Genomic DNA, 21,692 nt, shown 5'->3' with positions numbered 1-21,692 from the left:
TTTTAATTTCAAATTTGAATTTGACACATCAGAAAAGCCGCATCATGCTGACCGTCTCCACAGAGGACACAGGCTGATGCGCACACTGCTTCCCAGAATTGCCGCCCTCCTCGTGCTGGCCGCCGTATCCGCTGGCGCTTTCTGGTGGTACAGCCACCGCCCGACCGTCGAAGGCCCGCTGACCCTGTATGGCACCGTCGATTTGCGGCAGGCGTCGTTGTCGTTCAATGGCAGCGAGCGCATCGCCGAAGTGCTGGCCGAAGAAGGTCAGACCGTCCTGCAGGGGCAGGTTCTGGCCCGCCTGAGCCAAAGCCGCCTGTTGCCGCAACTGGCGCAGAGCAAAGCCACCGTCACCGCCCAGCAAGCCGCCCTCGACCGGCTGAAGAACGGCAGCCGCCCGGAAGAAATCGCTCAGGCGCAGGCCAATCTGGAAGCGGCCAAGGCCGACGCCGCCAACGCCAGCGCCCACTATCAGCGGTTCAAATCGCTGCTGCCGATTGCGGCGGTCAGCAAGCAGGATGTCGATGAAGCCCGCGCGCAAGCCGATGTTGCCGTTGCCAAGGTGGCCGTTCAGCAGAACGCCCTGTCGCTGGCGCAGATTGGCCCGCGCGCCGAAGACATCGCACAGGCCGAAGCCCAGCTTCAGGCCAGCGAAGCGGCGATGGCCCTGCTGCAACAGCAGGTGGACGACACCGAGCTGAAGGCCCCGTTCGAGGCGGTGATCCGCTCGCGACTGATGGAACCGGGCGAGATGGCGACCCCCAGTTCACCGGTGTTTTCGGTCGCCCGGCTGGGGACCAAATGGGTGCGGGCCTATGTCCCCGAACCGCGCCTGAGCGAGGTGCGCGAAGGACTGCCCGCCCGCATCACCATCGACAGCGACCCGGCGCGCCCGCTGGACGGCTGGATCGGCTTCATCTCGCCGCTGGCCGAGTTCACCCCCAAAACGGTGCAAACCGAAGACCTGCGCACCAGTCTGGTCTACGAAGTGCGGGTGTTTGTCACCGACCCCGACAACCGCCTGCGTCTGGGGATGCCGGCCACCGTCCGCCTGCTGCCCGCTGCGTCACGGCCATGAGCCCGCCCCCGCTGCCTGTTGTCCTGCGCGGTCTGGCCAAACGCTTTGTGCGCGACACGAGCGAAACGGTGGTGGCGCTCGATCAGGTGTCGTTCCGTGCCGAGCAAAACACCCTGACCGCACTGGTCGGCCCGGATGGAGCGGGCAAAAGTACCCTGCTGCGCATTCTGGCCGGGCTGGTACCGCCCGACGCCGGACAGGCCGAGGTGCTGGGGCTGGATGTGGCCGCCGCGCCGCAGGCGGTACAGAACCGGATCGGCTACATGCCGCAGAAATTCGGCCTGTACGAAGACCTGAGCGTCCAGCAGAACCTCGACCTGTACGCCGACCTGCACGGCGTGCCGCCGGACCAGCGGCGCGAGATTTACCACAGCCTGCTGACCATGACCGCGCTGGCCCCGTTCACCTCCCGACTGGCCGGAGCCTTGTCCGGCGGCATGAAGCAGAAACTGGGGCTGGCCTGTACGCTGGTGCGCTCGCCCGACCTGTTGCTGCTGGACGAGCCGACGGTCGGGGTGGACCCGCTGTCCCGCCGCGAGCTGTGGGACATTTTGCGCCATCTGGTCCACCAGCAGGGGCTGACGGTGGTGGTCAGCACTTCGTACCTCGACGAAGCCGAGTTTTGTGGTCACACGGTGGTGATGCATCAGGGGCGGGTGCTGGCCGAAGGCACCCCCGCCGAGATCACCGCCCGCGCTGCCGGACGGGTGTTTCTGGCCTCCGCGGCCAACGGCATGGCGGCGCGCTCGTTACAGGCACATCTTTTCCGCCATCCAGAAGTGGTCGATGCCGTCCCCGAAGCGGGCAGCGTGCGGGTGGTCAGCACCTCCCCGGCTCCGCCACAGGAAGGACTGGCGGAGTTGGCGTTGCAGTTTTCCCCCACTGAACCGCGCTTTGAAGACGGCTTCATGGTGCTGTTCCGCGCCGTCGCCCGCGAGCAGCATTCCAGCGCGATTGTCCTCAGCCGCCCGCCTGCGGCTCCGGCAGGCAGCATCTCGGTCGAAGTGCGCGATCTGGTGCGTACCTTTGGCAGCTTTACCGCCGTCAATCATGTGTCGTTTCAGGTGAAGCGCGGCGAGATTTACGGCCTGCTCGGGCCGAACGGAGCTGGGAAAAGCACCACCTTTCGCATGCTGTGCGGCCTGATCCCGGCCACCAGCGGCACCTTGCGGGTGGCGAACGCCGACCTGCGCACCGCCCGTGCCGCCGCCCGTGCCCGGCTGGGCTATGTGGCACAAAAGTTCTCGCTGTACGGTGATCTGTCGGTTGACGAGAACCTCGATTTCTTTGCCACCGCCTATGGCCTGCGCGGCCATCGCAAGCGCGAGCGCATCGACTGGGCGAAAGAGCAATTTGACCTCGGTGCGCTGTCGTCGCTGGCCAGTGGCAGCCTGCCCGGCGGCTATAAACAACGGCTGGCAATGGCCGCCGCCCTGCTGCACGAGCCGGATATCCTGTTCCTTGACGAAGCCACCAGTGGCGCCGATCCATTGGCGCGGCGGGAGTTCTGGGGCCGGATCACCGCCCTGTCCGAGCAGGGCGTCACGGTGATCGTCACCACTCATTTCATGGAAGAAGCCGAATACTGTGACCGGCTGGTGATCCTCGACAGTGGCCGCGCCCTCGCCGAAGGCTCGCCCGCCGACATCCGCCGCCACGGCCAGCGCAGCGATGGCCGCCCCGTCACCATGGAAGACGCCTTTATCGCCATCGTCGAAAACTGGCGACAACGGCAGGAGGCATCATGAGCCTTTCCCCTCCCTCCCCGCACAGCGGGCGGGCGTCCCTGCGGCGCACCCTCGCCCTGATCCGCAAGGAAAGCTGGCAAATCCTGCGTGATCCCAGCGCCATCACCATCGGAGTGATCATGCCGATCATTCTGCTGGTGCTGTTCGGCTATGGCCTGTCCTTTGACCTGAAAGACCTGCCGGTGGCGATCGTCGCCGATGCGCCGTCCGCCGATACCGCCGATGCCAGCGCCGCCTTTCGCCTGTCGCCGTGGTTCAAGGTTCACCCGGTCGCCACCATGCCCGAGGCCGAACAGTTGATGGCCAGTGGCGCGGTTTCAGCCATCGTGCGCTTCCCGGCCTCGTTCAGCCGCGATCTCGCCCGCCAGCAGGGCACGGTGCAGGTGGTGGTCAATGCCACCGATTCCAACACCGCCCGCATCGCCCAAAGCTATGCCACCAGCGCCATCGCCCTGTGGCAGGCCCGCGCACGGGCCGAGGCCGGAACCAGCATCACCATTCCGTCGATCACCCTGGAAAACCGTCTGTGGTTCAACGATGCCAACACCAGTTCGTGGTTTCTGGTCCCCGGCCTGCTGGTGCTGGTGATGACCCTGATCGGAGCCTTGCTGACCTCGTCGGTGATCGCCCGTGAATGGGAGCGCGGCACCTTTGAAGCCCTGTTCGCCACCCCGGTGCGTCCACACGAAATCCTGATCAGCAAGACCGTTCCCTATTTCGTGATGGGGATGCTGGGGCTGGCGCTGTCGGTGATCGGCAGCAAGCTGCTGTTCGGTGTGCCCCTGCGCGGCTCGCTGTGGCTGTTGGTGCTGATTTCGGCGCTGTATCTGGTGGTGTCGCTGGGGATGGGGCTGGTGATTTCCGCCGCCACCCGCAGCCAGTTTCTCGCCAACCAGATCACCATCCTGATCACCTTCCTGCCCGCCACCATGCTGTCAGGGTTCATTTTCGACATCCGCAGCATGCCGTGGCCGGTGCAGGCGATCACCACCCTGTTGCCCGCCCGCTATTTCGTCAGTTCCTTGCAGACGCTGTTCCTTGCCGGGGATGTCTGGCCGGTAATCCTGCCCGATGCCGCCATTCTGACGGTGATGGCGGTGGTGTTCATGGCGCTGGCCACCCGTTCGACCCGCAAACGGCTGGTGTGAGAGGATCACCAATGATCGACGCCCTGTTCCGCATCCTCGCCCTGATCCGCAAGGAACTGCTGGCCATCCTCAAGGACCCGCGCAGCCGGGTTTCCGTGCTGATCCCGCCGATCATGCAATGCCTGCTGTTCGGCTATGCCGCCAGCTATGACCTGACCAACGTCCCCTATGCCCTGCTGGACCATGACCGCAGCGCCAGTTCCCGCGCCTATGTCGCCGCCCTCGACGGATCGGGGGCTTTTCAGCGGGTGGCAACCCTCGACAGCGCCAGCGCCATCAGCGGGCAGATCACCGAGCGCCACGCCGTGCTGGCAGTGGTCATCCCGCCCGACTTCGAGCGCCTGTTGATGGCCGGAACCGCCGCCCCGGTGCAGGTGATAGCCGATGGCCGCAACACCAACACCGCCGGAACCGCCCAAGGCTATGTCAGCAGCATCACCGAGGCCTTCATCAGCCACTGGCGCAGCGAGCACGGCCAGCAGGCCAGCGCCGGGGTCACCGTCAACACCCGCGCCTGGTACAATCCCAACTTCGAGACCCGCTGGAACATGATCCCGTCGCTGATCGGGACCATCACCATGATGATGACCATGATCCTGACCGCCATGTCGGTTGCCCGCGAACGCGAGGCCGGAACCTTTGAGCAGTTGCTGGTGACGCCGTTCCGGCCATCGGAAATCATGATCGGCAAGGCCATTCCGTCGATGATCATCGGCACCATTCAAGCCACATCGATCCTGCTGGTGGCGCAGTTGTGGTTCCGCATCCCCTTTGCCGGGTCCTATGCGGTGCTGTACCTCAGCCTGTTTGAATTCCTCGCCGCCTCGGTCGGGATCGGCCTGTTCCTGTCCTCGATCGCCCGCACCATGCAACAGGCGATCATCGGAACGGTGGTGATCATGATGCCGTTCATGCTGCTGTCCGGCCTGACCACCCCGATTTCCAACATGCCGGTGGCGTTGCAGTATTTGACCTGCCTCAACCCGCTGCGCTATGCGATCAGCATGACCCGGCAAATTTATCTGGAAAACGCCGGGATCAGCCAACTGTTACCGGAAATGCTCGCCCTGCTGGCGATTGCCGCCGTGACCCTGCCGGTGGCCGCCTGGATGTTCCGCAACCGGTTGGGATGAGCGGCAGACATACGTTCCTTTATGGATCATTATTTTCCACAATAGTCACAAAGCGTTTGACGCGGCATTCGCGCCCTGTTACAAAAAACCATGTTTGGGGATTTCCGCCAACGGCCCGCTTCTTGATCAGGAAGCGGGCCGTTGGCGTTTCCCGATCCTTTTTTCTGCCGTCCGGAGTTTTCTCCGGGCGGCATTTTTTTTGATCCTGCACGGAGCATCAATCATGGCCCCCAATACCCCCTACCTCCCGCCACTGTCCGAGGAAGAACGTCGCCGCTGAGGACGAACAGGTACAACGTGCGGCAGACTATCAGGACTACATGGATAATCGCTGGCTGCTGAAGCACTATTCGACCATGCCGGTTCCTGAAGCGTGGAAACCGTTTATCGACGCCGACACCTCGCCTGAAGAACAGGAGCCGACACGGAGACGGGTCGCTGAAGCAGGTCAGGGAAGTACCCTGCTGACGGGTGGCAGCCTGCCTGAGCGGAACGGTCCCATGGCAGTTAAACCGTTTGCCGATGGCAAAAATGACGCAGGCTGGAACAAGAATAAAAGCCGCTCGCCGTCAGCAACGGCTGATGCTGTCAGCTCAGCGGAACCTCATCCGGCAGTTCAGGGTAAGGCAAAGCCATTTGATCAGCCTGCAACACCGTCCTCCTCACAGGAAAACCCGGATGGCTCTGCAGCCTCACCCAAGGATCAAGCCTCGGAGCAGCACTTTTCGCAATACGTCGACAAAACGGCGGGGTTGCTGAATATCCTGTTCCCCGAGGGGGGTGCTCAAAAAATGCGCAGTCTGGCCCGGGATATGGTCAAGGTTCGCGACGAATACCAGCTACAGGCTGAACGGATTGCCGAGGGCGTCGAATTGCGGAAACGGCAAGGCATGAGCGCCGAAGAGATTGCCCGTTGGGCCTTTGCCGAACGTAACGGCATCAAGTACGCCGCCCGGGCGCACATGGATCTACCCGATCGGCTCCCATTGTATGCTCGGGATATGAAAGAGCAAAACCGGAATTTTGAAGAGTTATTCAACAAAAAAGTAGATAAAAACCCGAACCTGAGCAACCAAGAACACCATGAGTCCATTCAGAAAAGCGCTTCCAGGCCAAATACAGAAGTCACGAAGGCAGTTCAGGACTCTGAGATCATCTTGGACAAGGCCGGAAAAATCCTCATGCCTCTCGCTCTCTCGGCGACGGCCTTCAATCTTATGACAGCTTCAGAGGAAGACCTACCCAAAGTGATTGCCAGTGAATCTGGCTCATGGATTGGGGGAATGGTGGGGGCCGGGGTGGCCGTATCAGCGAGCATTCTCTTTTGGCCAGTCACGGCAGGCACTGCGGCCACTGCAGCCCTTCTCGGGGGAGGTAGCCTTGCAGCAACAGCTCTGGGGAGCTTTGCCGGAAGCACCCTCGCAGAAAAGGGATATGATTTCCTGTTTTCCCTGGAGGGCGGCGGTCACAGCACCCTATCGCTGAAAGAACGAGAGAAGGTCTTTGCCGAGCATGAATACCAAGGCCCCTAAACCGTAAAGACAAGCCACCCCAGGCAGCCCTCATGATGCGTCATGAGGGCTGCCCTCTCTGTCCCGAAAGCATCCATTACCCCCACCGGTCTTCAGGGAGAATGAAGGGGAGTGTCTTTATAATGGATCTTTCAATATCCCCCCTCAAGTATGTTGACATTAATACTAAGTCAAAACATAGAAACGGAAAACAAAAATGTAATTTTCTGAAAAAAATAATCCTCAAAATCCATGAAAATCTATAAAATGGCATCTCAACTCCTATTGATTTCAAATCATCATCATTAATACATGATGAGTAATATTTATTATATGAATCACAATACCCAGTTATTATTGTTGATTTATCCCCATGCATGAATATTGTAATGAGATTGTAAAAATAAGTAACCATCATATCCTCTTCCAGAGAAAAATGATAAATCGCATCAATCGGCTCCGGGCCAAACTGTTTGATGTAGGTCTTCTGGAATTCCTCGGGGGAGGGAACATCCTGCTGCCGATAAATCGTTTTCAGTGCAACGACCATCATTCACCTCTTTTCACAGGCTGCCGTGTATCGTGGTGAAGACCACACCTACAGCCCTCATTGTTTCGCCTGTCGCATGTTTTTGCAGAAGCCGGTCCCTGCGTCCCGTACAATGAGATGACAGGCCAAATCCGTCAAACACGGCACAAGGGCGACTCCCATCATGCACCAGAAACCAGACCATTTTGAGATCGCCCTGACGCTGACATCTAAATCTCACGGGAAGCGGAGAAACATTGCAGATTCCCGTGATGACTTTATGGCCTCGTGCGATGCGTTGTATCCGATCTCAAATGGATGCCAACCTTTTCCCCTGCCTGCACATTTTACCCTTCCGGTTGGGGCAGTCCATGCGAGGCTTACGCTGGACGCAGTCCTCCTTGACGGCAGGATCATCCCGTTCATCTTGTACAAAAAGACCCTGGACAGCACCGATATCAGGAACAAGATCAAATGGCCCGGGGAGCGTTACAAACGGATTCCGAAACGGATCATATTCTGTGCAGACTTCGGCGGAGTTTGCGTGAGAAACCAGGAAGGCAGAGTCATTGGAGCCAGTGGCGTCTTCACGGATTATGTTCCGTGGGATAAAAAACTCTGTGATCTAAGTGATGAAATCCATGCGTGGCAGGGTTTGTACGAACGCGGCGTCAGCCTTGATCGGGAAAAAAATCTGGCTTTCGACTGGGAAGACTTTCATGCCAAGGGCATCGCGGTCTGTGACAAAGCGCAGCAACTGCTCGGTCGCCGCAGTCAGGTTTTTTATCGCAGACTAACTGAGCTCCCCTCTCCGAATGATGAAAACAGTCTGGTGGTGTTTCTGCCTGACTGACTGACGGAGCGCGGCAACCAAAACAGGAGAGGGGCCCCCCATCATGCACCAGAAACCAGATCATTTTGAGATCGCCCTGATCGTGGCGTCAAAACTCCATGGATCGCGGAGGATTGTCTGTGCTTCCCATGGCGATTTCATGACCAGCTGCCGTGCGTTTTATCCAATCGCCAATGGAAAGAATCCATTCCCCCTGCCTCCTGATGTTGTTCTTCCAATCGAAACCGTTGATGCGACACTCACCCTGGACGCAGTCCTCCCCGGTGGCGGGATTGTCCCTTGCATCCTGTTCGAGCAGACATTGCACACTGCCAAGATCAGAACCAAAATCAAATGGCCCGAGCCTTCTTCCGACGATCTTCCAGAGCGCATCATGTTTTGTCCTGATTTCTCCGGGGTTTGCGTGCAAGATCAGGACAGTGCCGTTATTGGGGCATATGATTTTTTCTTGGACTACCTCCCCAACGATCAACAATTGCGCACTCTTTCCGATGAAATTCGTGAATGGCAAGACCTTTATGAAGATGGTGTACACATTGATCCAAAGAACAATACGTCTTTCGACTGGGAGGATTTTCATGCCAAAGGCATCGCGGTCTGCGACAAAGTGCAGCAACTGCTTGGTCGCCGCAGTCAGGTCTTTTATCGCAAAATAACTGAACTCCCTCCTCCGAATGATGAAAACAGTCTGGTGGTGTTTCTGCCTGATTGACGAGCGGGCGTTCCCCCTGTCACCACAGCAGCAAGAACGGGGTCCGGGGCCCAACGGCCCCGGCGAGGTGTGGAGCAGCGCTCCACAGCCCCTTCTTCCCCCCCGTCAGCTACAGCCGGACGTTGACCCGCAGGTGTCGCACTTCAGGCAGGTGCCGTTGCGGACCAGCGTGAAGTTGCCACATTCGCTGCACGAATCCCCGACATAGCCCTTCAGGCGGGCTTCGCGGATGCGGCTGCTGCGGTCGGCGGTGCCGCTGGTGGTGGTGACGGTATCGACCGACACCGCCGTCACATGGGTGTGGGTGGTGGTTGCCACCGCCCCGCCCGCCAACTCGCCCACCGCAGGCGGCAGCTTGGCCTTGTGGAGTTCATCGGCGCGCAGGACGTACAGGTTCGACAGGTCGGACGAGCGCACATAACCCTTGGATACCGTGCGCGACACCAGCGTGCCGTCCCAGTGCTCCAGATCGCCCTCTTCGTGGCCGTCGCCCATGGCGTCGGGGTGGATGTCTTCCGGCTGGACGTGGGCCAGATCGTTGCGCCCGAGGTAGGACACCGCCACTTCGCGGAACAGGTAGTCAAGGATCGAGGTTGCCATCTTGATGGCATCGTTGCCCTCGACCATCCCCGACGGCTCGAAGCGGACAAAGGTAAAGGCTTCGACGAATTCCTCCAGCGGCACGCCATATTGCAGGCCGATCGACACCGCGATGGCAAAGTTGTTCATCAGCGAGCGGAACGCCGCGCCTTCCTTGTGCATGTCGACAAAGATTTCGCCCAGTGTGCCGTCTTCGTATTCGCCGGTGCGCAGGTACACCTTGTGGCCACCGACCACCGCCTTTTGCGTATAGCCCTTGCGGCGGTCGGGCATCCGGCGGCGGACGGCGCGATGGATCACCTTTTCGCTGGCCTTGTGCGCCACCAGCGCCGCCCGCTGCGGAGCCGGAGCGGCCACCACCTTTTGCACCGCGTCTGCGGCTTCGTCTTCGTCGTCGTCATTGCTGGCCAACAGGCTGGCCTGCAACGGCTGGCTGAGCTTCGAGCCGTCGCGGTACAAGGCATTGGCCTTCAGGCCGAGGCTCCACGACAGTTCATAGGCGTGCAGGCAGTCGGCAACGGTGGCGCTGTTGGCCATGTTGATGGTTTTGGAAATCGCCCCGGAAATGAACGGCTGGGCGGCGGCCATCATGCGGATGTGGCTTTCCACCGACAGCAGACGGCGACCGGTGCGGCCACAGGTGTTGGCGCAATCGAATACAGCCTGATGCTCGGGCTTGAGCAGCGGAGCACCTTCGAGGGTCATCGCCCCGCAGACATGGGTATTCGCCGCTTCGATCTGGGCGGCGGAAAAGCCCAGCGCCGCCAGCATGTCAAAGGCCGGGTCTTCAAGCTGACCAGCGGTGAAGCCCAACGGGCCGGTACACAGCGCCTCGCCCAGCGTCCACTTGTTGAAGGCAAACTTGATGTCAAAGGCGGTCGCCAGCGCCGCTTCCAGCCGGTCGAGGGCGGCATCGTCAAAGCCCTTGGCCCGCAGGCTGTCGTGGGTGATGCCCGACGCCCCGCGCAACGAGCCATAACCAGTGGCATAGCGGATCATCGCTTCGACCTCGGCAGGCTGATAGCCCAGCGTCTGCAGGGCCAGCGGCACCATGCGGTTGATGATCTTGAAATAGCCGCCGCCAGCCAGCTTCTTGAACTTCACCAGCGCAAAGTCCGGCTCGATGCCGGTGGTGTCGCAATCCATCACCAGACCGATGGTGCCGGTGGGAGCCACCACCGACACCTGCGCATTGCGATAGCCGTGCTGCTCGCCCAGTTCCAGCGCCCGGTCCCAGGCGGCTTGCGCCTGCTGCACCAGCGACGGGGCGGGGCACGAGGCGGCATCCAGCGGCACCGGCGGGACGCTCAGGCCCTCATAGCCATCGGCCACCCCGTGCGCCGCCCGCCGATGGTTGCGGATCACCCGCAGCATCGAGGTACGGTTTTCGGCAAAGCGCGGGAAGGCCCCCAGCGTCTGCGCCATCTCGGCCGAGGTGGCATAGCTGACGCCGGTCATCAGGGCGGAGATGGTGCCGCACAGGGCGCGGCCTTCGTCGCTGTCATAGGACAGGCCGTTGGCCATCAGCAGGCCGCCGATGTTGGCAAAGCCCAGCCCCAGCGTGCGGAACTCATAGGACCGCCGGGCAATCTGCGGCGAAGGGAATTGCGCCATCAGCACCGAGATTTCCAGCACCACCGTCCACAGGCGGCAGGCGTGGGCGAACAGGGCGCCATCGAACTGACCGTCGGGGCGGCGGAACTGCACCAGATTGAGCGAGGCCAGATTACAGGCGGTATCATCAAGGAACATGTATTCCGAGCAGGGATTCGAGGCATTGATCCGCCCCGAGGCCGCGCAGGTGTGCCAGTCGTTGATGGTGGTATCGAATTGCAGTCCGGGATCGGCACAGGCCCAGGCGGCTTCGCCGATCTTGTCCCACAGGGCACGCGCCCGCACCGTGCGCGCCACTGCACCATCAGTGCGGCGGATCAGCGACCAGTCGGCATCGTCGCGCACCGCCTGCAAAAAGGCATTGGTCACCCGCACCGAGTTGTTGGAGTTCTGCCCCGACACCGTCATGTAGGCTTCGGAATCCCAGTCAGCATTCAGCAACGGGAATTCGATCTCCACCACCCCTTGACGGGCGAACTGGATGGTCCGTTGCAGATAATTTTCCGGCACAAACGCCTTGCGACCGGCACGGATGGCCTTGCGCAGGGCCGGATTGCGCGCCGGGTCAAAACGCGCCTCGCCATCCCCCTCCCGGCAGGCGGCGAGAATGGCGGTCATTGCCTGCCTGCAGGCCTGCGAGCCCGCCACCAGCGCCGCCACCTTTTGCTCTTCGCGCATTTTCCAGTCGATGAAGGTTTCAATGTCCGGGTGATCGACATCGACAATCACCATCTTGGCAGCACGGCGGGTGGTGCCCCCGGACTTGATCGCCCCGGCAGCGCGGTCGCCGATCTTCAGGAAGCTCATCAGCCCCGACGAGCGTCCGCCGCCGGACAGCAGTTCACCTTCCGAACGCAGGGCAGAGAAATTGCTGCCGGTCCCCGAGCCGTACTTGAACAGGCGGGCTTCGCGCACCCACAGGTCCATGATGCCGCCGTCGTTGACCAGATCATCGGCAACCGACTGGATAAAGCAGGCATGCGGCTGCGGATGCTCATAGGCCGAGGCCGACCGCACCAGCTCTCCGCTGGCCGGATCGACATAGAAATGCCCCTGCCCGCCGCCATCAATGCCATAGGCCCAGTGCAGGCCGGTGTTGAACCATTGCGGGCTGTTCGGTGCCGCCATCTGACGGGCCAGCATCGCCCGCAGTTCATCGTAAAAGGTGCGGGCATCGTCTTCGCTGGCGAAATAGCCGCCTTTCCAGCCCCAGTAAGTCCAGGTACCGACCAGCCGGTCGAACACCTGCCGCGCCGAGGTCTCGCCGGTGCTGCGCTCGGCCTCGGGCAGGGCTTTCAGGGCCTTTTTGTCCGGCACCTTGCGCCACAGCCACGCCGGAACACCCTTTTCCTTCACCGCCTTCAGGCAGGTCGGCACACCCCGGCGGCGGAAATACTTCTGCGCCAGCACGTCGGCGGCCACCTGCGACCATTGCGCCGGAACGTCAATGTCAGTCTGGCGAAAGACGACGCTGCCATCGGGATTGCGGATCTCACTGACCGTCTGGTGAAACCCGATTCCCTGATAGGCATCCTGCCCGGCGCGGGTGAGGAGTCGCTCAAACTTCATGACTGTCGTTCCTTGGCTTTGACGCTGGCACTGATGAGACGCCATACCCCGCTGTCACAGCCCATCAGACTGGCCGGGCAGCAGGCAACACGATTTTGCGCCGCAGCATCCGGGGTTCCGGGGTCTGCGGAGAAAAATTGCAACATTCACAACGAGTCGCAGCCACCTAGATATAGTATGAAGATCACCGCAACGACACTACCCTATGATAAAAAAGCCCCCTGCGGCAAACCCTTTATTTTTCCACAGCTTCGAGTCCCGGGCTGTTGAAAACCCCGTCTGCGCCGCACTGCCAAAGGGTTTCAGCGGCTTGGCCACCGGCAAAAAGCTGCCCATATTTAGGTATTTATCACTATCCCGACTTGCCTGTTGCACCGCAGTGACGGTGATCATTGTTCACCTTTTACCCCCACATTTACAGCAAAAAAATTCTGTTCCCCGCTTGCCGCTGTCCGAGGGAGTTGGTGTTCCCGTCGCCTTGTGCTAATACCCTGCAACGACGTTGCTGACGGCATGGCGCGCCCCCGCTCTGGTCAGGGAGAGGACGGGCCTGCCCGCTCGGGCGAGCATTGGGAGCTAAAACAAAGATGATCACCGGAACCCTGTTCAATACCTGGCGCAATGGCCGTCAGGTCGGGACTGACGAATACGGCAACCGCTATTTCGAAGAAAAGGCGCCGAAGGCTGGTGCCCGGGCCCGCCGCTGGGTGCTGTACAAGGGCTCGCTCGAAGCCTCGAAGGTACCGCCCGCCTGGCACGCCTGGATGCACTACACCACCGACGCCCCGGTGCAGGCCGAAAGCCGCACCTGGCAGAAGTCGCACCTGCCGAACGTCACCGGCACCGAACATTCCTATCTGCCGCCGGGCCATGACCTGCGTGGCGGGGAACGCTCCAAGGCCACCGGCGACTACGAACCCTGGCAGCCGGTCTGATTCCGCAGACCCTTCCGTGCGCGGGTTTTTCCAGCCCTGACCGGCGGCTTTGCACAAAGGCTGCCGGAATGGGCTATTCGTTGTTATGGGCTGGAAACAGCTCTCCTCGAACGGTGCGGAGGGCAACGCCGCGCAACCGACCCCACCACCAGGCGGAGACCAACGCGGGATGATGCGTAGACTGAACCAGGACAGTCGCGAGACCCTGATCGGCGCTGCTGTAATCACGGTGCTGGCCCTGGCCCTGCTGGCCAATGCGGCCGACCGGAAAGTACGCGACAAGAACAGTGACGGCTATCCGCTCGAGGCTGTCTTTGACCGTTCCGACGGACTGGCTCCGGGGGCCGAAGTCCGCGTTGCCGGCGTGCCGGTCGGCTCGGTGACCCACCAGAAACTCGACGACAATTACCGGATTCATCTGACCCTGCAGATCGCCCGCGATACGCTGGTGCCGGTCGACAGCGCCGCCATCATCGAAACCGACGGCCTGCTGGGATCAAAGTACATCGAATTACAGCCCGGCGGCGAAGAAGACTTTCTGCCCAGCGGCGGACGCCTGCGCTATACGCAGGGATCGTTGGTGATCGAAGATCTGCTGGCGAAAATTGTCGGCATGGCCCACGCCCGCCGCGCCAAGGCCGCCGCCGATCAGGCACAGCCCGGGGCTTCCCCCCAGGCCCCAAAGGAACAATAGGAGCACGAACATGGGTCGCAATCCGATTGAAACCATCATGGGGGCCGTGGTCCTGCTGGTTGCCGGTGTCTTTCTGGCCTTTGCCTATTCCACCGCTGACCTGAGGCAGGTCGAAGGCTATCAGTTGACCGCCGCGTTCGCCAAGGCCGGTGGCCTGAAAGCCGGGTCCGATGTGCGCATTTCCGGCATCAAGATCGGCACGGTCAGCTCCCAGCGTCTTGACGGGACCACCTATCAGGCGGTCGTCCTCCTGACGATTTCTCCCGAAGTCCGCCTGCCGGTCGATACCGTTGCCAGCATTGCCTCTGACGGCCTGTTGGGGGGCAGCTACCTCAAGCTGGAACCGGGCACCGCCCGCGACATGCTGCAGGATGGCGCCAAGCTGACCAAGGTGCGCAATTACCAGTCGCTGGAAGATCTGGTTGGCCAGATCATCTTCCTGGCCACGCAGGATGGCCCGCCGCCACCGCCCCCCGGTGCCAACACCGGCACCCCGCCCAACGGCCCGGCCGGATCACCCCAATAGAGTGTTTTCACACTGGGCGAAAACCGGTTCCCACTTTTCGCACAATGCTCGTTTGTTCTGTCGCATTGTTTTCGCGAAAACCGGTTCCCACTTTTCGCACAATGCTCTAACCGCTGCGGAGCAGTTCCCGATGGACAGGCCCATTTCCCGCCGTTTCCCGGCCTTCCGCCGCTCCGTCTCCGCCCTGTGGCGTGGCGGGGTGCTGGCCGCCGCCGCCGTGGCGGTGATCACCGGCTTCAGCACCCCGGCGCAGGCCGTTGAAGGGCTGGAGCGCGAGGTTGCCCTGTTGCGCTGGCTGGACAAGTCCACTGCCCGCGTTGACACCATCGAAGTGCCGGTCAACGAAACGGTGCACATCGAAAACCTCGAACTGATCGTGCGTGCCTGTGTCGAGCGTCCGCCGGAAGAACCGCCGGAAAGTGCCGCTTTCCTTGATGTATGGGAACGGCGCAGCGGCGAACCGGCTGCCGAGGTTTTCCGCGGCTGGATGTTTGCCTCCAGCCCGGCGCTGTCGGCGATGGAACACCCGATCTATGACCTGTGGGTGATCGACTGTCTGTCCACCGGCGAAAAGTCGCCGGTGCCGTCGCACCCGGCCGATGATTTGCCCCCGGCCCTGCCGCCTGCGGCCAAGGTTCCGGCGCTGAAGAACGCTCCGGGCACGACGCGCTGACCCACCCTTGACATGATGCCGTGTGCGAAACCACACCGCTTTGAACACGCGAGGCTCTCCATGAGCGACCATTACCAAAGCTGGCAGCCCGAGCTGCGCATGACCACCCTGTCCGACGAACAGATCAGCCTGCTGGTCCACACCTTTTATGGCAAAATCCGCCAGCACGAAGAACTGGGACCGGTGTTTGAGGAAAAGCTGGCAGGCAAATGGGGGCCGCACCTCGACAAGATGGTCGATTTCTGGGCCACCATGATGACCGGCAGCAAGCGCTATGACGGTCGCCCCCTGCCGGTTCATGTGGGCCTGCCCGGCCTGCACGATCACCACTTTGGTCAATGGCTGGTGCTGTTCCGTGAAACGGCCCGCGAGCTGTTTTCCGAACAGATCGCCGAGCAGTTCATTGAACGGGCCGAACGGATGGCGCAATCGTTCCGCTATGCGATTGCCCTGCACGAAGGCCGCCCGTTGCCGCCGGTCGGTGACAAACCCTGACACGACCCCCGCACGGGATTACTCCTGCCGATACGGTCCCAGCGTTGCCAAAGCCGCCATGTCTTCGGACAGGGCGGCTTTTTCGTCCTCGACAAAACGTTCCACCGCCGTTCGGAACGACGGATGGGCGATATAATGGGCGGAACAGGTGGTCTGCGGCAGATAGCCCCGCTGGATCTTATGTTCGCCCTGCACCCCGGCCTCGACCCAGCGCAGGCCGTGGGCAATGGCATAGTCGATGGCCTGATAATAGCAGGTCTCGAAGTGAAGGAATTTCCACTCACCATCGGCCCCCCAGTTGCGGCCATAAAGGGTGTCATGGCTGCGCAGGTTCAGGGCGCCGCACACCAGCTCGCCATCGCTCTCCCGCTCGCCCATCACCAGCACCACCCGATCTCCCAGGCGCTCGCCCAACAGGTCAAAGAACCGCCGTCGCAGGTAGGCACTGCCCCATTTGCGGTCGATGGTCGATTGATAAAAGCGGTAAAAGGCATCCCAGTGGCGCGCCGTCAGATCGGCTCCGCTGAGGGTCAGAAAACGTACTCCCTGACTTTGGGCGCGCTGGCGTTCCTTGCGGATGTCCTTGCGCTTGCGCGATGACAGGGCGGCGAGGAAATCATCAAAGCTGTGATAGCCACGGTTTTCCCAGTGGTACTGCACGCCATGGCGGATCAACAGCCCTTCGCGGGCCAGACACGCGCTGTCTTCTGCGGTCGGAAAGGTGACGTGGGCGGAACTGACCTCCAACTGGCGGCACAGGGCGACCAGCCCGCGCACCAGCGCCCCGCGGATCGCCTCGGGGTCCGGGGCAACGGCGGCCACCAGCAGGCGCGGCCCGGTGGCGGGGGTAAAGGGGATGCTGGCCTGCAGCTTGGGATAATAGGCCCCTCCGGCGCGCTCATAGGCCTGTGCCCAACTCCAGTCGAACACATATTCGCCATAGGAATGGCTTTTCAGGTACAGTGGTACACAGCCCCACAGCACCCCATCCTCCCGCCCGCGCAGCAGCAGATACGACGGTTGCCAGCCGGTGCCCTTGCCAACCGAACCGCTGTCTTCCAGCGCTGACAGAAAGGCATAACAGGTAAAGGGGTTATCCACGCCGGCGCAGGCATCCCATTCGGCGGCAGACACATCGGCCAGACGGTGGGCAACCTGTATCAGATACGGTGACGAGGCTGTAGACACGGCGATCCCCTGATCCTTTTCCCTGTCAGCCCACATGGGGCGGAGTCTGCCCACCGGCAAGAGGCCCCCCGTTTCAAAGCCGATTCGAGCCGATGGTTTTTCCGCGCTGCCGCAGGAGTGCCATCAAAGACAGCAGACCTGTCGTTTTTTTAATCATCCCCAACCATCCGGTGGACGGGCTTTTACTGTTACTGCATTGCAAAACGCTGATAAAGGGCAGGCATCTGGTGATCACAAAAAGAAATCGCTATGCCAAAGGCTTAAGCAGGCTGATGGACGGCGGACAGGAGATGTGCGACCGATAGCGATCCGGTATGAAAATGCATATACGCTTTTGATCACATCACGAAATTTTATTTCTCCCAAGATTTGTCATTTGACTATTTATTGCGCCTCTGCGAAATATCTTCGTAACAAAGCGACCCGCCCCGCCACCCTTGGCGTAATGGAGCGGGGGAGGAAAACGCACCGACCTTTGAACAGGAGTTTCGCCATGCTGGGACCAGCCGATCTGGAAGAGTTCTTCCGTCTGCGCGACCAACAGCGTCAGCGGATTTCTTAATCCACAAAAGTACCGTACAGCAAAACGACAGCCCGGCCCCAACAGGTCGGCTGTCGTTTTGCCATTTGCCCTTCCACTTTCCCCCGCATACCAAAAGGGGATGCCCCCCTTGACGATAAAAGGCTGTCTGTCAGCCGCGTGGTATGCTAACGAAAGACCCCTGATGGCGCGATGGCCTTTCCGCTTTCCCTTAGGTAAGCCAGAGCGCCCCGTTTTCTCTGTCTTGATCAAAGAGGCGCCCCGTGAGCAAGCTTTCCATGCCCAAGGACAAGATTAAGGTCCTTCTGCTCGAAAACATCCATGACAACGCTGTTGGATACTTCGAAGCCCAGGGCTATCGCTCGGTCGAGCGCTTGAAGGGCGCTCTGGATGCAGACGAACTGAAGGCCAAGATTGCCGACGTGCACATGGTCGGTATCCGCTCGCGGACCAAGCTGACCGCCGACGTCCTGCAGGCAGCCAACAAGCTGATGTGTATCGGCGCGTTCTGCATCGGCACCAACCAGATCGACCTGACGGCGGCCAAAAAGCTGGGTATCCCGGTGTTCAACGCCCCCTATTCCAACACCCGTTCGGTGGCGGAACTGGTGCTGGGCGAAGTGATCATGCTGGCCCGCCGCATCCCGGAAAAGAACTGGTCGACCCATAACGGTGGCTGGCTGAAAACCGCTGACGGTGCGGTCGAAGTGCGCGGCAAGACGCTGGGCATCATCGGCTATGGCCACATCGGCACCCAGTTGTCGATTCTGGCCGAAGCCATCGGCATGAAGGTCCGCTATTACGACATCGTTGAAAAGCTGGCGCTGGGCAATGCCCGCTCCTGCCCGACGATGGAAGAACTGCTGGCCGACAGCGATTTCGTCAGCCTGCATGTGCCGTCTACCCCCAAGACAAAGAACATGTTCACAGCCACCGAAATGGCGCAGATGAAGCCGGGCGCGATGCTGCTGAACGCCTCACGCGGGAACGTGGTGGTGATCGAGGATCTGGTGAAGGCCCTCGAGTCCGGCCACATCGCCGGGGCGGCCATCGACGTGTTCCCCAGCGAACCGGCCAGCACCAGGGACATGTTCGAAAGCCCGCTGCGCAATATGCCCAACGTGATCCTGACCCCGCACATCGGCGGCTCGACGCTGGAGGCTCAGGCCAACATCGGGACCGAAGTGGCCGAAAAGCTGGTCAAGTATTCGGACAACGGCTCGACGCTGGGCGCGGTGAACTTCCCCGAAGTGCAGCTGCCGCTGCAGGAAACCGGCTCGCGCTTCATGCACATCCACAACAATGTGCCGGGCGTGCTGAGCAGCATCAACGAAGTGCTGTCCAGGCGCAGCATGAACATCACCGGCCAGTATCTGCGCACCGATGGCGATGTTGGCTATGTGGTGGTCGACGTGCAGGAACAGGTCGAAGCCGGTCTTGGCATCCGCCACGAACTGGAACAGATTCCGGGCACCATCCGTACCCGTTTCCTGCTGTAATTCCCCAGGTATTTTCTGTCACCCCGCATGGCATCCTGTCATGCGGGGTGTTTTCTGGAATGATAGTTGACTTTATCAACAAAATACCATATCTCTCTGGTCAGACAATAACCGAACCGAGAGTCTCCCATGCCCCACTCCTACCGTATCACCGTCGAACCACAGTCCTCCCGTCAGGACGAAGCCTTCACCTTCGAGGCCGACAGCCATGATGACCTGCTGGAGATCATCGAGCGCATCCGGGCCAAAAACCTGCTGCCCCCCGATCAAATCGAATCCTTTTGCGTCGGCCTGAAGCTGTTCGGCGGCGTCATGCTGAAGAACCGCAAAGACCCGCTGTTTGCCGATTTTGGGGCCGCTTTTGGCGATTTCATGAAAAAGTTGAAATCGTCCTGATCTCTTATCACGATAATCGTGTCTGGACTGACATGCGCGCCAAAGCCGCATTTTTTCTGCGTGATTACGAGAGTATAATAGCCATCGTCTGCCACCCGTAAGAGGCCCGCGCCTCAAGCAAAGGAGGTACCGGCGATGCCCCCCTATCCGTCGCATCCTCGCGCCATCTGGTCCACGCTGCTCCGCACCCATGCCCGCCGCTCGACCGAGCACTTGCTCCACGAGTTGATGGCGCCATGTTATGCGCCGGTCAGCCGCGACCGGGTTCGGGCGGCGGGGGCGGCGATTGATCAGATCATCGCCCAGACCAATTGTCACGAATGGCGAGACTTCTGCATGGCCGTCAGGCAACGCATTGACCGGCTGCATGCGGAATACAGTTGTAACCGTCACAGCGATCCCGATGGCTTTGCTGCCCTGGCCCTTGCACGGGCCAGCCGCCTGATCACCGAGCTTTCCCGTCAACCGGTCGAAGCCCTGATCGCCACCTTACCCACCCCGGTCGCACCGCCGGTGTCGCTGTGGGGACGCCTGCGGGACTGGTTCGAGGCAGAACGGGCCTCATGACACAGGTTTACCCCTTCTTCGGCAGAGCCCGCCCCAGCCAGTCCACCAGCGCATTCGGCAAGGTCGCCAGCAGCCAGCAGGCGAACACCGTCGGCCACGGGAAGGCAATCCGCCCCTGATTGCGCGCCAAGCCACGGGCGATAATCCGTGCCGCTCGCGGGGCGGGCATCAGCAGCGGCATGCGGAAACGATTGGCGTCGGTGATGCGGCTTTCCACAAAGCCCGGCAAAATCACCGACAGGTCGATACCGTCGCGGGCCAAAGCCCCGCGCAGGCCCTCGCCCCATACCTTGACCGCCGCCTTGCTGGCACAATAGGCCGGGGCACTGGGCAGACCGCGAAAGCCCGCCACCGAAGCCACCAGCGCAATCTGCCCCCGCCGCCGAGGGCCCATCGCCTCCAGCGCCGGATAAACGGTGTTGATCACTCCGGCCAGATTGGTGGCAAAGATCGCCCGCGCCTGTTCGGCACTTTCACCGCCAACGCTGGCCTTGGCCGTAACGCCACCGGTTCCCCCGGAAATTCCGGCATTGGCCACCACCAGATCCAGCGGTGCCAGCCGGTCTGCTTCGGCAATCCACGCCGCCATGGCGCTGGCATCACAGACATCCAGCACCGCCTGCGACACCTCGGCCCCACGGGCACGGCAGCGCTCAGCCACCTGCGCCAGTCGCCCGGCGTTGCGGCCGCTCAGGCTCAGGTGACAGCCGGGGCGGGCGTAGTGCTCGGCCAGCGCCTGCCCGATTCCTGACGAGGCCCCGGTGATCAGCACATGGCGGGGATGGGGGCGCGGTGTGCTCACCGGTGCCGCCGCCGATAATGATGGACAACCGGCATCTGACCATCCGGTCCCTCGGCACTGTCCAGCGCCGCCTGCACCAGCGTTACCAGTGGCGGCAGGTCGTTCTGCACCGTGCGCAGCAAAATCTCAGGGTCCACCGAGTGGTATTCATGGATCAGGATGTGGCGCATCTCGGCCATCTGCTGCCACGGCACCAGCGGGAATTCATCCCGGACCGGCTCGGGCGTCTTGCTGGCCGCTTCGCCGATGATCTCCAGATTGCGCGCCACCGCATCCTGCGTGCGGGTGTCGGCGGCAAAGGCCGCCACGTCCATGCCGTCGGTATAGCTTTGGCAGCGTCCGATGGCTTCGAGGATGTCATCCAGGCGCACACGCCAGTCTTTATAGGACACGAACCGCCTCCTTCATGATCCGGGGACGGATGCGGGGCTTGATGTTGGCCGGGGTCACCAGATCGACCGGACGCGACAACAGCCCCTCCAGCCATTGCTTCAGACTGACAAACTCGAACATGCCTTCGGGGCGACCGGGGACGAACTCAACCAGCAGGTCAACGTCACTCTCCCGCCGTCCTTCGTCACGCACCACCGAGCCAAACAGCGACAGGCTGAGAACGCCAAAACGCTCGCGGATCTGGTCGGCATGAGTGCGCAGGGTGTACAGCACCTCGTCCCGTCGGGCGGGCTGGCTGCGGGACAGTCGTTTGGCGTAATGCTTCAACGCACCGGCCCGGTCGCGGGGAACCGCAACCGTCACCTCGATCATGTCGCCACTCCGTCCGGTCGGGGTGTGCGATGGCCGCTGTTTCATCCGGTGCGGCGCGTGGGATGTGTTGCTCATGGGATTGAGACTACAGCATATCTTGCGCAAAGGGAATTCCC

Annotated in this window: 24 protein-coding genes; 16 read left to right on the top strand and 8 right to left on the bottom strand. The window is 61.3% G+C overall.

Features of this window, described 5'->3' with window-relative positions; genetic code table 11:
* The first annotated feature begins 76 nt into the window (after positions 1-76).
* From BW995_RS08815 to BW995_RS08800, 4 genes are read left to right on the top strand one after another with little or no spacing between them, the layout of a single operon-like run.
* Entirely contained in the window at positions 77-1,078 is a 1,002-nt protein-coding gene (locus BW995_RS08815) for an HlyD family efflux transporter periplasmic adaptor subunit (protein WP_076399832.1), read from the top strand.
* Positions 1,075-2,826 (top strand): ATP-binding cassette domain-containing protein, encoded by a 1,752-nt coding sequence (locus BW995_RS08810; protein WP_076399831.1) that lies wholly within the window; start codon positions 1,075-1,077, stop codon positions 2,824-2,826. The genes BW995_RS08815 and BW995_RS08810 overlap by 4 nt, the downstream gene beginning before the upstream one ends.
* Positions 2,823-3,974, top strand: a complete 1,152-nt coding sequence (locus tag BW995_RS08805) for an ABC transporter permease (RefSeq protein WP_076399830.1) — start codon at positions 2,823-2,825, stop codon at positions 3,972-3,974. The genes BW995_RS08810 and BW995_RS08805 overlap by 4 nt, the downstream gene beginning before the upstream one ends.
* Positions 3,975-3,985: 11 nt before the next feature.
* Positions 3,986-5,107, top strand: coding sequence for an ABC transporter permease (locus tag BW995_RS08800; RefSeq protein ID WP_076399829.1), 1,122 nt, complete (start codon positions 3,986-3,988; stop codon positions 5,105-5,107).
* Positions 5,108-5,126: 19 nt separating this feature from the next.
* Here BW995_RS08800 and BW995_RS20450 read toward each other — a convergent pair whose 3' ends face one another.
* Positions 5,127-5,318, bottom strand: a complete 192-nt coding sequence (locus BW995_RS20450) for a hypothetical protein (protein WP_139332838.1) — start codon at positions 5,316-5,318, stop codon at positions 5,127-5,129.
* A gap of 109 nt (positions 5,319-5,427) precedes the next feature.
* On the opposite strand from BW995_RS20450, the gene BW995_RS08795 reads away from it, so the two are divergent.
* Positions 5,428-6,639: a hypothetical protein gene (locus BW995_RS08795; RefSeq protein WP_076399828.1), complete on the top strand. Its 1,212-nt coding sequence runs from the start codon at positions 5,428-5,430 to the stop codon at positions 6,637-6,639.
* A gap of 76 nt (positions 6,640-6,715) precedes the next feature.
* Here the strand turns inward: BW995_RS08795 and BW995_RS08790 are convergent, their stop codons facing one another.
* On the bottom strand, positions 6,716-7,171 hold the full coding sequence (locus tag BW995_RS08790) for a hypothetical protein (RefSeq protein WP_139332837.1): 456 nt from the start codon (positions 7,169-7,171) through the stop codon (positions 6,716-6,718).
* 160 nt (positions 7,172-7,331) lie between these two features.
* On the opposite strand from BW995_RS08790, the gene BW995_RS08785 reads away from it, so the two are divergent.
* Both BW995_RS08785 and BW995_RS08780 read left to right on the top strand, forming a co-directional pair.
* The gene (locus BW995_RS08785) at positions 7,332-8,000 is read left to right on the top strand and encodes a hypothetical protein (RefSeq protein WP_076399826.1); all 669 of its coding nucleotides are present in this window, start codon (positions 7,332-7,334) and stop codon (positions 7,998-8,000) included.
* Between the two features lie 43 nt (positions 8,001-8,043).
* Positions 8,044-8,712 carry a hypothetical protein gene (locus BW995_RS08780; protein WP_076399825.1) on the top strand — a complete coding sequence of 223 codons (669 nt, stop codon included), beginning with the start codon at positions 8,044-8,046 and terminating at the stop codon, positions 8,710-8,712.
* A 105-nt stretch (positions 8,713-8,817) separates the two neighbouring features.
* Here the strand turns inward: BW995_RS08780 and BW995_RS08775 are convergent, their stop codons facing one another.
* Entirely contained in the window at positions 8,818-12,495 is a 3,678-nt protein-coding gene (locus BW995_RS08775) for a vitamin B12-dependent ribonucleotide reductase (protein ID WP_084194701.1), read from the bottom strand.
* A gap of 198 nt (positions 12,496-12,693) precedes the next feature.
* Positions 12,694-12,888: a hypothetical protein gene (locus BW995_RS08770; protein ID WP_076399823.1), complete on the bottom strand. Its 195-nt coding sequence runs from the start codon at positions 12,886-12,888 to the stop codon at positions 12,694-12,696.
* Between the two features lie 194 nt (positions 12,889-13,082).
* Between BW995_RS08770 and BW995_RS08765 the strand changes: the two genes are divergently transcribed.
* From BW995_RS08765 to BW995_RS08745, 5 genes are all read left to right on the top strand, one after another.
* The gene (locus BW995_RS08765; protein ID WP_076399822.1) at positions 13,083-13,430 is read left to right on the top strand and encodes an NADH:ubiquinone oxidoreductase subunit NDUFA12; all 348 of its coding nucleotides are present in this window, start codon (positions 13,083-13,085) and stop codon (positions 13,428-13,430) included.
* Positions 13,431-13,599: 169 nt separating this feature from the next.
* Positions 13,600-14,124 carry an MlaD family protein gene (locus BW995_RS08760; RefSeq protein WP_076399821.1) on the top strand — a complete coding sequence of 175 codons (525 nt, stop codon included), beginning with the start codon at positions 13,600-13,602 and terminating at the stop codon, positions 14,122-14,124.
* A 10-nt stretch (positions 14,125-14,134) separates the two neighbouring features.
* Positions 14,135-14,650 carry an outer membrane lipid asymmetry maintenance protein MlaD gene (gene mlaD / locus BW995_RS08755; protein WP_076399820.1) on the top strand — a complete coding sequence of 172 codons (516 nt, stop codon included), beginning with the start codon at positions 14,135-14,137 and terminating at the stop codon, positions 14,648-14,650.
* Positions 14,651-14,780: 130 nt separating this feature from the next.
* The gene (locus tag BW995_RS08750; protein WP_084194699.1) at positions 14,781-15,323 is read left to right on the top strand and encodes a DUF2155 domain-containing protein; all 543 of its coding nucleotides are present in this window, start codon (positions 14,781-14,783) and stop codon (positions 15,321-15,323) included.
* 60 nt (positions 15,324-15,383) lie between these two features.
* Positions 15,384-15,818 carry a group III truncated hemoglobin gene (locus BW995_RS08745; RefSeq protein WP_245821362.1) on the top strand — a complete coding sequence of 145 codons (435 nt, stop codon included), beginning with the start codon at positions 15,384-15,386 and terminating at the stop codon, positions 15,816-15,818.
* An 18-nt stretch (positions 15,819-15,836) separates the two neighbouring features.
* Here the strand turns inward: BW995_RS08745 and BW995_RS08740 are convergent, their stop codons facing one another.
* Entirely contained in the window at positions 15,837-17,006 is a 1,170-nt protein-coding gene (locus tag BW995_RS08740) for a GNAT family N-acetyltransferase (RefSeq protein WP_076400409.1), read from the bottom strand.
* A gap of 34 nt (positions 17,007-17,040) precedes the next feature.
* Here BW995_RS08740 and BW995_RS20445 point away from each other — a divergent pair, with 34 nt between their 5' ends.
* From BW995_RS20445 to BW995_RS08725, 4 genes are all read left to right on the top strand, one after another.
* The gene (locus tag BW995_RS20445) at positions 17,041-17,568 is read left to right on the top strand and encodes a hypothetical protein (protein WP_139332836.1); all 528 of its coding nucleotides are present in this window, start codon (positions 17,041-17,043) and stop codon (positions 17,566-17,568) included.
* A 242-nt stretch (positions 17,569-17,810) separates the two neighbouring features.
* Positions 17,811-19,046 (top strand): phosphoglycerate dehydrogenase, encoded by a 1,236-nt coding sequence (gene serA / locus BW995_RS08735; RefSeq protein WP_245821361.1) that lies wholly within the window; start codon positions 17,811-17,813, stop codon positions 19,044-19,046.
* A 129-nt stretch (positions 19,047-19,175) separates the two neighbouring features.
* Complete coding sequence (locus BW995_RS08730) at positions 19,176-19,442, top strand: DUF3861 domain-containing protein (RefSeq protein ID WP_076399819.1); 267 nt, start codon at positions 19,176-19,178, stop codon at positions 19,440-19,442.
* A gap of 135 nt (positions 19,443-19,577) precedes the next feature.
* Complete coding sequence (locus BW995_RS08725; RefSeq protein ID WP_076399818.1) at positions 19,578-20,009, top strand: hypothetical protein; 432 nt, start codon at positions 19,578-19,580, stop codon at positions 20,007-20,009.
* A 7-nt stretch (positions 20,010-20,016) separates the two neighbouring features.
* On the opposite strand, the gene BW995_RS08720 is transcribed toward BW995_RS08725, so the two are convergent.
* The 3 genes from BW995_RS08720 to BW995_RS08710 are packed head-to-tail and all read right to left on the bottom strand — an operon-like array spanning position 20,017 to position 21,651.
* Positions 20,017-20,811: an SDR family NAD(P)-dependent oxidoreductase gene (locus BW995_RS08720; protein ID WP_076399817.1), complete on the bottom strand. Its 795-nt coding sequence runs from the start codon at positions 20,809-20,811 to the stop codon at positions 20,017-20,019.
* Positions 20,808-21,203, bottom strand: coding sequence for a HepT-like ribonuclease domain-containing protein (locus BW995_RS08715; RefSeq protein WP_076399816.1), 396 nt, complete (start codon positions 21,201-21,203; stop codon positions 20,808-20,810). The genes BW995_RS08720 and BW995_RS08715 overlap by 4 nt, the downstream gene beginning before the upstream one ends.
* A complete protein-coding gene (locus BW995_RS08710) occupies positions 21,193-21,651 on the bottom strand; it encodes a nucleotidyltransferase family protein (RefSeq protein ID WP_245821359.1) in 459 nt (152 codons plus the stop codon). Before BW995_RS08710 ends, BW995_RS08715 begins: the two co-directional genes overlap by 11 nt.
* Positions 21,652-21,692 lie beyond the last annotated feature (41 nt).

The organism is Insolitispirillum peregrinum (genome assembly GCF_900156605.1).
In the GTDB taxonomy this organism is placed as follows: domain Bacteria; phylum Pseudomonadota; class Alphaproteobacteria; order Rhodospirillales; family Rhodospirillaceae; genus Insolitispirillum; species Insolitispirillum peregrinum.
This window is presented reverse-complemented; position numbering and strand designations above follow the sequence as displayed.

Excerpts from the sequence above, each read along its gene's own strand:
- BW995_RS08815 (WP_076399832.1), top strand. The coding sequence starts at position 77 with ATGCGCACACTGCTTCCCAGAATTGCCGCCCTCCTCGTGCTGGCCGCC.
- BW995_RS08810 (WP_076399831.1), top strand. The coding sequence starts at position 1,075 with ATGAGCCCGCCCCCGCTGCCTGTTGTCCTGCGCGGTCTGGCCAAACGC.
- BW995_RS08805 (WP_076399830.1), top strand. The coding sequence starts at position 2,823 with ATGAGCCTTTCCCCTCCCTCCCCGCACAGCGGGCGGGCGTCCCTGCGG.
- BW995_RS08800 (WP_076399829.1), top strand. The coding sequence starts at position 3,986 with ATGATCGACGCCCTGTTCCGCATCCTCGCCCTGATCCGCAAGGAACTG.
- BW995_RS08795 (WP_076399828.1), top strand. The coding sequence starts at position 5,428 with ATGGATAATCGCTGGCTGCTGAAGCACTATTCGACCATGCCGGTTCCT.
- BW995_RS08790 (WP_139332837.1), bottom strand. The coding sequence starts at position 7,171 with ATGATGGTCGTTGCACTGAAAACGATTTATCGGCAGCAGGATGTTCCC.
- BW995_RS08785 (WP_076399826.1), top strand. The coding sequence starts at position 7,332 with ATGCACCAGAAACCAGACCATTTTGAGATCGCCCTGACGCTGACATCT.
- BW995_RS08780 (WP_076399825.1), top strand. The coding sequence starts at position 8,044 with ATGCACCAGAAACCAGATCATTTTGAGATCGCCCTGATCGTGGCGTCA.
- BW995_RS08775 (WP_084194701.1), bottom strand. The coding sequence starts at position 12,495 with ATGAAGTTTGAGCGACTCCTCACCCGCGCCGGGCAGGATGCCTATCAG.
- BW995_RS08770 (WP_076399823.1), bottom strand. The coding sequence starts at position 12,888 with ATGATCACCGTCACTGCGGTGCAACAGGCAAGTCGGGATAGTGATAAA.
- BW995_RS08765 (WP_076399822.1), top strand. The coding sequence starts at position 13,083 with ATGATCACCGGAACCCTGTTCAATACCTGGCGCAATGGCCGTCAGGTC.
- BW995_RS08760 (WP_076399821.1), top strand. The coding sequence starts at position 13,600 with ATGATGCGTAGACTGAACCAGGACAGTCGCGAGACCCTGATCGGCGCT.
- mlaD (WP_076399820.1), top strand. The coding sequence starts at position 14,135 with ATGGGTCGCAATCCGATTGAAACCATCATGGGGGCCGTGGTCCTGCTG.
- BW995_RS08750 (WP_084194699.1), top strand. The coding sequence starts at position 14,781 with ATGGACAGGCCCATTTCCCGCCGTTTCCCGGCCTTCCGCCGCTCCGTC.
- BW995_RS08745 (WP_245821362.1), top strand. The coding sequence starts at position 15,384 with ATGAGCGACCATTACCAAAGCTGGCAGCCCGAGCTGCGCATGACCACC.
- BW995_RS20445 (WP_139332836.1), top strand. The coding sequence starts at position 17,041 with ATGGGGCGGAGTCTGCCCACCGGCAAGAGGCCCCCCGTTTCAAAGCCG.
- BW995_RS08730 (WP_076399819.1), top strand. The coding sequence starts at position 19,176 with ATGCCCCACTCCTACCGTATCACCGTCGAACCACAGTCCTCCCGTCAG.
- BW995_RS08725 (WP_076399818.1), top strand. The coding sequence starts at position 19,578 with ATGCCCCCCTATCCGTCGCATCCTCGCGCCATCTGGTCCACGCTGCTC.
- BW995_RS08710 (WP_245821359.1), bottom strand. The coding sequence starts at position 21,651 with ATGAGCAACACATCCCACGCGCCGCACCGGATGAAACAGCGGCCATCG.